The 10660-nt window shown below is 71.8% G+C and carries 10 protein-coding genes; 7 read left to right on the forward strand and 3 right to left on the reverse strand.

The genetic code is table 11. The features are described from left to right. Positions 1–690 precede the first annotated feature (690 nt). Together AB0A95_RS34415 and AB0A95_RS34420 are read left to right on the forward strand one after the other, a co-directional pair. Complete coding sequence (locus tag AB0A95_RS34415) at positions 691–1032, forward strand: hypothetical protein (RefSeq protein WP_124770765.1); 342 nt, start codon at positions 691–693, stop codon at positions 1030–1032. Continuing rightward, complete coding sequence (locus tag AB0A95_RS34420) at positions 1029–1688, forward strand: nucleotidyl transferase AbiEii/AbiGii toxin family protein (RefSeq protein ID WP_357559946.1); 660 nt, start codon at positions 1029–1031, stop codon at positions 1686–1688. Before AB0A95_RS34415 ends, AB0A95_RS34420 begins: the two co-directional genes overlap by 4 nt. Positions 1689–1920: 232 nt before the next feature. Here AB0A95_RS34420 and AB0A95_RS34425 read toward each other — a convergent pair whose 3' ends face one another. After that, positions 1921–2823, reverse strand: a complete 903-nt coding sequence (locus AB0A95_RS34425) for an SDR family oxidoreductase (RefSeq protein WP_357559947.1) — start codon at positions 2821–2823, stop codon at positions 1921–1923. Between the two features lie 186 nt (positions 2824–3009). Here AB0A95_RS34425 and AB0A95_RS34430 point away from each other — a divergent pair, with 186 nt between their 5' ends. Further along, on the forward strand, positions 3010–4800 hold the full coding sequence (locus AB0A95_RS34430) for a 5'-nucleotidase C-terminal domain-containing protein (protein WP_357559948.1): 1791 nt from the start codon (positions 3010–3012) through the stop codon (positions 4798–4800). Between the two features lie 54 nt (positions 4801–4854). On the opposite strand, the gene AB0A95_RS34435 is transcribed toward AB0A95_RS34430, so the two are convergent. Together AB0A95_RS34435 and AB0A95_RS34440 are read right to left on the reverse strand one after the other, a co-directional pair. Then, complete coding sequence (locus AB0A95_RS34435) at positions 4855–5025, reverse strand: hypothetical protein (protein WP_357559949.1); 171 nt, start codon at positions 5023–5025, stop codon at positions 4855–4857. A gap of 84 nt (positions 5026–5109) precedes the next feature. Continuing rightward, positions 5110–6270 carry a geranylgeranyl reductase family protein gene (locus AB0A95_RS34440; RefSeq protein WP_357559950.1) on the reverse strand — a complete coding sequence of 387 codons (1161 nt, stop codon included), beginning with the start codon at positions 6268–6270 and terminating at the stop codon, positions 5110–5112. Between the two features lie 141 nt (positions 6271–6411). On the opposite strand from AB0A95_RS34440, the gene AB0A95_RS34445 reads away from it, so the two are divergent. From AB0A95_RS34445 to AB0A95_RS34460, 4 genes are all read left to right on the forward strand, one after another. After that, entirely contained in the window at positions 6412–7053 is a 642-nt protein-coding gene (locus AB0A95_RS34445; RefSeq protein ID WP_357559951.1) for an ABC transporter ATP-binding protein, read from the forward strand. After that, positions 7050–8555, forward strand: coding sequence for a DUF6297 family protein (locus tag AB0A95_RS34450; RefSeq protein ID WP_357559952.1), 1506 nt, complete (start codon positions 7050–7052; stop codon positions 8553–8555). Before AB0A95_RS34445 ends, AB0A95_RS34450 begins: the two co-directional genes overlap by 4 nt. 131 nt (positions 8556–8686) lie before the next feature. Continuing rightward, entirely contained in the window at positions 8687–8923 is a 237-nt protein-coding gene (locus tag AB0A95_RS34455) for a hypothetical protein (RefSeq protein ID WP_030491902.1), read from the forward strand. A gap of 55 nt (positions 8924–8978) precedes the next feature. Beyond that, positions 8979–10439: an MFS transporter gene (locus AB0A95_RS34460; RefSeq protein ID WP_357559953.1), complete on the forward strand. Its 1461-nt coding sequence runs from the start codon at positions 8979–8981 to the stop codon at positions 10437–10439. Positions 10440–10660 lie beyond the last annotated feature (221 nt).

Raw genomic sequence — 10660 nt, forward strand, 5'->3', positions numbered from 1 at the left:
GCGGGTGCGAGCACCTCGTCCGGCGCTGCACAGACACAAGGGGAAAAAGTCTTCGGGGTTTCGACGCCTGCGAGCGGGGGGCTCGCGGCGCCGGGATCCAGGTGTAACGGCCCGGGGGGCCGGGGTCATTCCCGGGGTGGCCCACCTGCCGGCACCCTCGTCGAGGCGGGGCCTGCTGTCGTTCGTGGGGACTGCAACGACCCGGGGGGCGGGGTCATTCCCGGGGGCCGGGCCATCCCGTCGCACCCGGTCGAGCGGAGTGCTCGGGGAGTCGCCGCGGGCGTCAACGATGCGGCCCGGGCCGGCATTCCAACCCCGCCACCAGCGGTTTTCGTCGGGCAGGCGGGGCGCTGGGCGGTGGTCCTGCGATCGTCAGGGTATGTAACGACCCCGCCCCGGCCACCATTCCGACCCACGGGTGCAGCCGGTCACAGGGCAACCACCCGAAGGCCCGCGAACCTCGTGCCGGACCCCAGACGGGGCTTGATCGACTCGGCTTCCTGAAAATCGGGGCATCCGAAACGGCATGACACCGCGACTTCAAGGAACCCGACCGCCGTTGACGGGATCCCTGACCGGGCGCGTGGTCGGCCAGTTGGCCTGGTTTCCCGGAAGCACCGCGAACAGCGTGTCGCGCGCGCCGGGTTCATCCTGAACGACACCGGCAGTGGTGGGCGTTACCCTGACACCATGCAGGCCGTCTCCCCCACCGCGACCGGCGTGGCCTTTCTGGCCCGACCGGGTCGCCCTGCCGTGGTGGCGCGCACGCTCGCCGAGCTGGCCGGCCCCACCCGGGGTGTCGTCGAGCTGCCGGTGCGGTTGATGTGGAACGCCGAGCGCACCTTCGACCTCGGCGACCCCGACCAACTGCTCTGGATGTACGAGAACGTGCTGCGCGAGACCACGCGGGCCGAGGATCTGCGGGCGCTGATCAACGGTCGGACGCTGCGCCGGGTGTGGCGGTTGCTCAACCTGCCCCGGGGCGTACGGCAGGCCTGGGAGAGCCGACACCGCGGCCTGCGCGCGGCGTGATCGGCCCGCACCTGCACGAGTTCTACCGGGAGGTCGCGCGGGTGGCGCTGACCGCCGCCGGGCCGTACCGGTTCGTCCTCGGCGGTGGGGTGGCCTGGGCCGCACACGGGTTGGTCGCCCGCCCGACGGAGGACGTCGACCTCTTCGCCGATGTGGAAGGTGCTGCCGCGGCGGCGTCCGCCGGGGTGCGGACGGCGCTGGAACGCGCCGGCTTCACCGTCACCGACGCCGACCCGGACAGCGACCTCGCCGAGCTGTTCGACGGGTACGACCAGGACATGAAGGACTTCGTGGTGAGCCGGGACGGGCGGCAGATCCGGCTCAGCCTCGCCCGGTTGGACCGCCAACAGAGCCCGGTGGTGATGGACCTCGGCCCGGTGATGGACGTCCGCGACCTGGTGGCCAACAAGATCGCGGCGTTGGTCAACCGGCGGGAGGTCCGCGACTTCATCGACGTGGCGGCGGCGCTGGAGCACTACGACGTGACCGAACTGTTGGTGCTGGCACGGCAGGTCGACCCCGCGCTGGATCCGGCGGACGTGCGGGCCGCCGGCCGCTACCTGGACCGGCTGTCCGAGCAACGCTTCGGCCGTTACGGCCTGAGCGCAGCCGACATCGCCCAGGTCCGGGAGCGCTTCGCCACCTGGCCGCGCTGACGCGACCGCCGCTCGTCACATCAGGCAACGACGCCACGGACCAATCCAGTTCGCCGCCGCGCTGGCCAAGGAACCGGCGACGAAGCACGCGACGACGCCCCGGGCCAGGCCAACTCGGCACCGCGCTGACCAGGTGACCGGCGACGAGGCACGCAGGACCCCGGCCCAGCGACGGCTGCCGGACGAGCCGTGGCGGGGCGGGCAGTCGAGCGGCACCCGCCCCGACGGCGGATCACTTGGTCGGTCGACCGCCAGTGACCCCCAGGATCTCGCCGGTGACGTAGCTGGACTCCTGCGAGGCGAAGAAGACGTACGCCGGCGCCAACTCGGCCGGCTGACCGGGGCGACCCTCGGGGGTGTCGGTGCCGAACCGCTTCACCTTCTCCGGCGGCATGGTCGCCGGGATCAGCGGCGTCCAGACCGGGCCGGGGGCGACCGCGTTGACCCGGATGCCCTGCTCGGCCAGGTCGGCGGCGAGGGCCTTGGTGAAGTTGGCGATCCCCGCCTTGGTGGTGGCGTAGTCGAGCAGCTGCGGCGACGGGTCGAACGCCTGGATCGACGCCGTGTTGATGATCGCCGACCCCTCGGCCAGGTGCGCGATGGCGGCCTTGCAGAGCCAGAACATCGCGTACAGGTTGGTCTTGAACACCCTGTCGAACTGCTCGGTGCTGATCCCGAGGATCCCCTTGTCCTGCGACATCTGGTACGCCGCGTTGTTCACCAGGATGTCGATGCCGCCCAGGTCCCGTACGGTCCGGTCGACCAGCTCCTGGCAGTGTGCCTCGTCGGTGATGTCGCCACGGACCGCGACGCCCCGCCGGCCGGCGGCCTCGACCAGCCGGATCGTCTCCCGGGCGTCGGCGTCCTCCTCCTCGCTCAGGTACGAGATGAGCACGTCGGCGCCCTCCCGGGCGTACGCGATCGCGATGGCCCTGCCGATCCCGGAGTCACCGCCGGTGATCAACGCCCGCTTGCCGTCGAGTTTGCCGCTGCCCCGGTACGACTCCTCCCCGTGGTCGGGTTTCGGAAACATGTCCCCGGTCGAGCCGGGCGGTGACTGCTGCTGTGCGGGCTGACCGGACTGCTGGCCGTACTGGCTGGTCGGGTCCTGCTGGGTGTGCTGGTCCTCGCTCACGTCACAACTCCTCGGTGCGCGCGGGAAGCGGGGCTCTCCCGCGAATGTCGTCCCGGATCGCCCTACCCCGCTGCGGTCCGCGGAAACCGCTGTGACGCTCGGGGCTGGCGTGGCGGAGGTGACCGCCGCTCGTTATGGTGCGCAAGGCGCTCACGAGGCGCGTCCACCCCCATGGAAAGGCACGTCATGACCTCTTCCTCCGGCCCGTCGCGCCGCCAGGTGCTCGTCGCCGCGGCGGCGGCGGCGACCGCCCCGCTGATCGCCGCCGCGCCCGCGCAGGCGGCCGGCAGGCCCCGGCCGCGCACCTGGGACCTCACACTCCTGGGCACGTCGGACACGCACGGCAACGTCCACAACTGGGACTACTACCGCGACGCCGAGTACGACGACAGCAAGCACAACGACATCGGCGTCGCGAAGTTGGCCACTCTGATCAACCAGATCCGCCACGAGCGGCGCGGCAGGGCGACGCTGGTGCTCGACGCCGGTGACACGATCCAGGGCACGCCGCTGGCCACGTACTACGCCAAGCAGGAGCCGATCACCGCCACCGGGGAGAAGCACCCGATGGCCCGCGCGATGAACGTCATCGACTACGACGCGGTGACGCTGGGCAACCACGAGTTCAACTACGGGCTGCCGCTGCTGGACCTGTGGATCCGCCAGCTCGGTTTTCCGGCGCTCGCCGCGAACGCCGTCAACGCGAAGACCGGCAAGCCGGCCTTCCTGCCGTACGTGATCAAGAAGGTCTCCCTCGGTCTCGCCGCGCCGACCCTGCGGGTCGGCATCCTGGGGCTGACCAACCCCGGCGTGGCCATCTGGGACCGGGGCAACGTCGAGGGCAAGCTGCGCTTCGACGACATGGTCGCCACCGCCGCGAAGTGGGTGCCGATCATGCGGGCGCGCGGCGCGGACGTCGTGCTGATCTCCGCGCACGGCGGTGACAGCGGCACCTCCAGCTACGGCCCGGAGCTGCCGAACGAGAACCCGGTGGCACTTGTCGCCCAGCAGGTGCCGGGGATCGACGCGATCCTCTTCGGTCACGCGCACAACGAGGTGGTCGAACGGTTCGTCACCAACGAGCGGACCGGCGCGCAGGTGCTGCTCTCCGAGCCGTCGAAGTGGGGTCAGCGGCTCACCCGGATGGACTTCACCCTCTCCCGGGAGCGTGGCCGCTGGACGATCACCAAGAAGGCCGCCACCATGCTCAACACCAACACCGTGGTCGAGGACCCGAAGGTGCTCGCGGCCGTGCGGACCCAACACCAGAAGACCATCGCGTACGTCAACCAGGTCGTCGCGCAATCCACAGTCGAGTTGTCGGCGGCGGAGTCGCGCTACACGGACACGCCGATCCTGGACTTCATCAACCACGTGCAGACCGAGGTGGTCGGCGCGGCGCTGGCCGGCACCGCGCACGCCGACCTGCCGGTGCTGTCGATCGCGGCGCCGTTCAGCCGTACCGCGGTCTTCCCCGCCGGCGACGTGAAGATCCGCGACGTGGCCGGGCTCTACGTGTACGACAACACCCTCGAGGCGGTAGTGCTCAGCGGCGCCGAGGTGCGCGCGTACCTGGAGTACTCGGCGAAGTTCTTCCGCACCCTCGCCCCGGGCGCCCCGGTCGACCCGGAGCAGATCAGTGACCCGGCGGTGCCGGACTACAACTACGACGTCTTCTCCGGCCTGGACTACGACATCGACATCGCCAAGCCGGTGGGCCAGCGCATCACGCGGCTGGTGCTACCCGGCACCGACACCCCGGTGGCGGACAACGCGCAGTTCGTGGTGGCGGTGAACAACTACCGGCGCAGCGGCGGCGGCAACTTCCCCGGCATCGTGAAGACCCAGGTCTACAACGCGCAGCAGGAGATCCGTCAGCTGCTCATCGACTGGGCGCAGGCCAAGGGGACGATCAACCCGGACGACTTCTTCCAGCCGAACTGGCGGCTGGTACGCGAGGGCGTGCCGGTCTTCTGATCGCCGATCGTCGGCGGGCCGTGGGTGGCGACACCCGCGGCCCGTCGCGCGTTGTCAGCCCTGCACGTTCCAGCGGACCGGGTCCTCGGGTTCCGGCTGGTCCCGCCCGGGGTCGGTCTCGGTCAGGGCCACCCGCTCGTCGGGACGGACCGCGGGCGGCAACTCCCCGAACCGCGCGTGGCGCAGAAACGCGTACTCGTCGTCGGTGAACGGCTGCTCGGTCATCGGCGCCTCCTGCTGCTCTTCCGTCATTGTCCGGCGGCCACGCGGGTCGGCGCCAGTAGTCGGGCACACACCCTGTAAGGCATCCTAGGATCCTGGGTGAGCGGTGGTGGCCTGGCGCGACGGGCGGGACAACCGGTCGAGCACCGCGAGGGCGGCCCTGATCGGCCGACGGCGCAGCATCTCGTCGAAGCTGGCCCGCCCCTGGCAGAACTGGACGAACATCCGCCAGCCCGGCGGGGTCGCCAACAGGGCGTGGAACACACCCGGGCGGCGAATGAACACGTCGAGCAGCCGAAACCCCGCCCGCATCTCCGGCAGCAGACGCTCGGCGACCGCCCGCTCGTACCCGGCCAGATCCCCGGCGGCGACCGCCGCACCGGCCAACTCACCCGACCGCAACGCGAAGCTGATGCCCTCCCGGCTCCACGGCTCCAGCAGCCCCGCCGCATCCCCCACGACCAGCACCCGGCCGTTACGCAACGGCGAATCCTCCTCACGGCAGCGGGTCAGGTGGCCCGAGTCGTGCTCCGCCGGCAACCCGGTCAGCCCCAACCGGTCGACGAACTGCCGCAGGTACTCCCTGGTCCCCTCCCCCGCGCCCCGGCCGGCGATCACACCTACTGTCAACCGGTCACCCTTGGGAAAGACCCAGGCGTACGAGCCCGGCATGGCACCCCAGTCCAGCAGCAGCCGACCCCGCCACCGCTCCCGCTCGGCGAGCGGCACCGGAATCTCCAACTCCAGACCCAGATCCACCTGCCGGTACCGCACCCCCACGTGCCGGGCGGTCACCCCCGACGAGCCGTCCGCCCCGATCACGGCACGAGCCGCGATCGTCGTGCCGTCGGCCAACCGCAGGCGTACCCCCTCGGGGTCCTGCTCGATCGCGCGGACGGCGACCCGCTCCCGCAGCTGTGCCCCGGCGGCGACCGCCGCCGCGCGCAGCCGGTCGTCGAACTCCTCGCGGCGCACCATCGTCACCACCGGGCTGTCGTTGCGCCGGGTGAACTCCCGACGGCCGTCGCGGGTGAACGTCACCCGATCCACCCGGTCGTGCGCGGGCACCTCGATCCGACCACTGACGGCCGCCAGCGAGGTGCCGATCAGACCACCACCGCAGGTTTTGTACCGCGGGTGGGCGGCACGCTCGACAACAAGTGTGGAAACACCCGCGCGAGCAGCGGCGTAGGCCGCGGAGAGCCCGGCGGGGCCGGCGCCGACGACGACGAGATCCCAAATGATCACGAAAGCAGCCTAGGGGATGGCGAGGGTCCGGCCGAGCCGCGCAACCGCGCACCGTCGACGTGTCCTCGCACGGCTATCCTCGGTCGGTCCGCGCCCGCATCCCTTCGCCGGACCGACCGCCATCCGGACGGGGAGTCGTACGTGGTCATCAGCATCGACAGGCTCACCCTGGGCTACGGCGACCACATCGTGGTGGCCGGCTTCGGGCTCGACGTCCACCCGCGGGAGGCGGTGGCCCTGCGCGGCCCCAACGGCGCGGGAAAGTCCACACTGCTGCGGTGCGTGGCTGGTCTGCACGCACCGGGCGCGGGAACCGTGACGGTGGCCGGTTCGCCGGTGGACGAGCGGGACGCGGGATTCCGCCGCGCTGTGGTGGCGATGCTCGACGACGTCGCCTGGTATCCGTCGCTCACGGTTGGTGAGCACGTGGAGCTGGTTCGGCTCCTCAATCCCCCGGATGTCGACACCTGGTGGGACCCGGCCGAGCTGCTGGACCTGCTCGCCCTGGATACCGTCGCCGACGACTCCCCGGTACGGCTCTCCTCGGGTCAGCGACAGCGCCTGACGCTGGCCATGGCCTTCGCGCGGCCCAGCCGGGTGCTTCTGCTCGACGAGCCGGAGCGACATCTGGACGCGGCGGGCCGGCAGACCGTGCGTGGCCTTGTACGGGCCTACCTCGATCGGGACGGCGCCGCCCTGATCGCCACGCACGACCGTGACCTCGCCGAGGCGTGCCGCATCGTCGAGATCACCGGGCCTGAGCGCCCCCGGCCGTCGCGGTGAGCGCCGCGCCCGCCGCGGTGTCCGCGCGCACGGTCCGGCGGTGGCTGCGGGCTCGACAGGTGCGCCAGGCTCGGGAGCAGTGGAGCGCCGACGGGCTCTACACGGTTGCGCTGGCGGTCGCCGTCCTGCTCGTCACGATCGGTGCCGCGGTACACGGCTATCTGCTGGACCGCGCCGGGACCGGCCCGGTGACCACGGCGACAGTCCTGGCCGTGGCCCTGGGCAGCGTCGCGGCGCTCCTCGCGGGCGCGGCGCTGGCGGGGCCTCTCGGAACCACCGCCGCGGCGCTCAGCTGGCTCGCCACCAGCCCGCTGCGCCGCGCCGACATGCTGCGTCCCCGCTTCGTCGCCGTGCTCGGCGCCGGCCTCATCGGCGGGCTGCCGCTGGCCGTCGTCGCGGCCCGGCCGGCGTTCGTCGTCCCGGCGTTCGCCCTCGGCGTGGCGACGGCCGCCACGGCGGTGCTGGTGCAGACCTCGGCCCGTGATCCGGCCCGGGTGCTGCGGATCTCGGCGGCGGTCTGCGGCGTCGCCGCGGTCACTGTGGGTCCGCTCGGCACGGCCCCGGCCGCGCGTCCCCCTACCACCGCGGTCACGGCGTTGGCCGTGCTGATCGCCGGGACCTTGACGGTCCTGGCCGCGCGGCGGCTCGACGCGGTGCGGCTGGCCACCCTGCAAGCCTCCGGCGCGTCCGTGCTCGCGGTGACCGGCGGCGTCGCGGCGGGAGATCCGGGCCTGCTGTCCCGGGTGGCCGAGGACCGGCGGTGGAAGCGACACCGGCCGCGCGGCCGGTTCCGGCTGCCCACCGGCTCCGCGGCCATCCCGGCCCACGACGTGATAACTCTCCTGCGCATGCCATCGCGGCTCCTCCTGATCATGGCATTGGCCGCCCTACCCGCCCTGGTCAGCGTGGCCCCCGCGACCCGGGCCGCGCTCTGGCTCGCCTGCGGCCTGTACGCCACGGCCCAGGTCACCGGCAATGTCCGCTACGACACCGACCGCCCCGGACTGGGCCGGCTGCTCGGCCGCACCGACGGTGCGCTGCTCCGGCTGCGCGCCGTCGTCCCGGTGGGCGTCGCGGTGATCTGGGGCGCCGGGTCCACGGCGATGCTCGTCGGGCCGGCGGGTACGCACACGGTGTGGGGCGCCGCTCTCGGCGCGGCTGCCGGCCCCGCGCTCGCCACCGGCGCGCTGCGCTCCTGCCGTCGCTCGTTCGTCCGCCACGACTACCCCCTGATCGTCACACCGCAGGGAGTGGTGCCGAGCGGACCGCTGCTCTGGGTCGCCCAAGCGTTCGACGTGGCGCTGATCGGCACCCTGCCGGCCCTGACCGCGATCACCGCCGGCGGGTTCACTGGCATCGCCGTGACCATTCAGGCCGTCGTGTCCATTGTCGTGCTGACCGCGTTCCTCACCGCGTCCCCGACGCGCCGGACCCGTGAACGTCTTGGTCGCTCCGCCCGCGCGGCTGTCACCAGAGCGGTGACCGTGGTGTGGCGGCTCTGAGCCGCCGCCCGCCGTCGCCCGGCAGCCGCACCTGATCCGCACCGCCCGATCGGGTGTGCATCTTCGGTCAGCGAGGGGGTAACCGGCGCACGGCAACCGCCGCACGACGGCGGACGAGCGAAGGAGGAACCATGCAGCAGGTGCAACTGTCGGAAGCCGAGCAACGGGTGTACCAGGCGGTCACCACTCTTGAGGCACGCGGACAGGTGCCGTACCCGGACCTGATCGCCGAGGAATCCGGGCTGACCGAGGAACAGGTGGGCAGCCCCCTGCACCTGCTCACCGAGAAGGGCCTGCTGCACCGCGAGGACTCGCCGATGGCGGGTCTCGACTTCGGTCCCCGGTTCTGCGCCCGCCAGATGGCGTGACGCGCGGAACCAGCCGAGGCGATTCGCCCCCCGGTGGCCCGGGTAGCGGTCAACAATGTCTGATCGACTGTCAACGGGGGGCACGATGAGTGCGGCGCAACCGGTGGACGCGGCCGCGAACCGACGGCGCTGGCAGGCGGTCGGCGTCGGGTTGGTCGCCGCGTTCATGACGTTGCTCGACGTGAGCATCGTCAACGTCGCGGTGCCGTCCATCGACCGGGCGCTGCACGCCTCGTCGAGCGACCTCCAGTGGATCCTCTCCGGGTACGCGCTCACCTTCGGCCTGGCGCTGGTGCCCGCCGGCCGCTTCGGCGACGCCCGCGGCCGAAGAAACGCGTTCGTCTTCGGCATCGCCCTGTTCACTGTGACCAGTGCGCTCGCCGGCCTCGCCGCCTCCCCGACCTGGCTGGTCATCGCCCGCCTGCTCCAGGGCGCCGCCGCCGGCATCGTCAACCCGCAGGTTATCGGGCTGATCCAGCAACTCTTCCGAGGGTCGGAACGGGCCCGCCCGTTCGGGCTGCTCGGCGCCACCATCGGCATCTCCACCGCCGTCGGGCCGCTGCTCGGCGGGCTGCTCATCGCCGTCGGCGGCGAGGAACACGGGTGGCGCTGGGTCTTCTTCGTCAACGTGCCGGTCGGCATCCTCGCGGTGATCCTCGGCTGGCGGCTGCTGCCCGGCCGTCCCGCGGGTCAACCCGGCTGGCGTCGACTCGACCCGGTCGGTGTCCTCCTGCTCGGCGTGGGTGTCGTCCTGGTCCTGCTGCCCCTCGTTCAGGAACAGCAGTGGCACAGCCCCTGGAAGTGGGCGCTCATCCCGGCCGGCCTGGCGGTGCTCGTCGCCTTCGGGTTCTGGGAGCGACGCTACGCGCACAACCACCAACCGCTGTTCGACCTCGGGCTGTTCAGCCTCCAGTCGTACACCCTGGGCTCGATCCTGGCGCTCGTCTACTTCGGCGGCTTCACCGCGATCTTCTTCATCTTCACCCTGTTCCTCCAGATGGGCCTCGGCTACAGCGCGCTCGTCGCGGGACTGGCCATCACCCCGTTCGCGCTGGGCTCGGCTGCCGCCGCCGTGCTCGGTGGCCGCATCGTCAACCGCGTCGGCCGGCCACTTGTCGCCATCGGACTGCTCACCGTCGTGGTCGGGCTCGCCGCGACGGTGGTCGCGTTGCACCTCGCGCCGGACGCCCCGGCGCCCTGGGTCACCGCCGGCCCGCTGCTCATCGCCGGCATCGGCAGTGGACTCGTGATCGCCCCCAACCAGACGATCACCCTCGCCGAGGTACCGGTAGCGCAGTCGGGCAGTGGCGCGGGCATGCTCCAGACCGGTCAGCGGATCGGCGCCGCCGCCGGCATCGCCGCCGTCGGCTCGGTCTTCTTCTCCTCGCTGGCCGACAGCCGCGGCAACTGGACCAGCGCCTTCGAACGGTCGCTCGTGCTCGCCACCGGCATCATCGCGCTCGCGCTGGTCTGCGCGCTGATCGACATCCTCCGCGCGCGCCACCACAAGACCTGAGAACACCAGGGGTACGCCGCTGGCCGGCACCCGATTTGCGGGGTGCCGGCCAGCGGTCGGTGTCGTGCTGGTGCTTGTCGTGCGGTGGTGCTGGTGTGCTGGTGGGTCAGCTGTTCCAGTACTGGGCGACCAGATCAGCGGCCTGCTGCTCCCACTGGGCGTAGGCGTCGGGGTAGGCGGAGACCTGGACGGTCTGCGCGGCCTCGGTCAACGGCATGTCC

The organism is Micromonospora sp. NPDC049230 (assembly GCF_040647875.1).
GTDB lineage: Bacteria > Actinomycetota > Actinomycetes > Mycobacteriales > Micromonosporaceae > Micromonospora.

What these genes read in the sequence shown, in the direction of transcription:
- AB0A95_RS34415 (WP_124770765.1), top strand. Translation starts at nt 691, where the DNA reads ATGCAGGCCGTCTCCCCCACCGCGACCGGCGTGGCCTTTCTGGCCCGA.
- AB0A95_RS34455 (WP_030491902.1), top strand. Translation starts at nt 8,687, where the DNA reads ATGCAGCAGGTGCAACTGTCGGAAGCCGAGCAACGGGTGTACCAGGCG.
- AB0A95_RS34430 (WP_357559948.1), top strand. Translation starts at nt 3,010, where the DNA reads ATGACCTCTTCCTCCGGCCCGTCGCGCCGCCAGGTGCTCGTCGCCGCG.
- AB0A95_RS34460 (WP_357559953.1), top strand. Translation starts at nt 8,979, where the DNA reads ATGTCTGATCGACTGTCAACGGGGGGCACGATGAGTGCGGCGCAACCG.
- AB0A95_RS34435 (WP_357559949.1), bottom strand. Translation starts at nt 5,025, where the DNA reads ATGACCGAGCAGCCGTTCACCGACGACGAGTACGCGTTTCTGCGCCAC.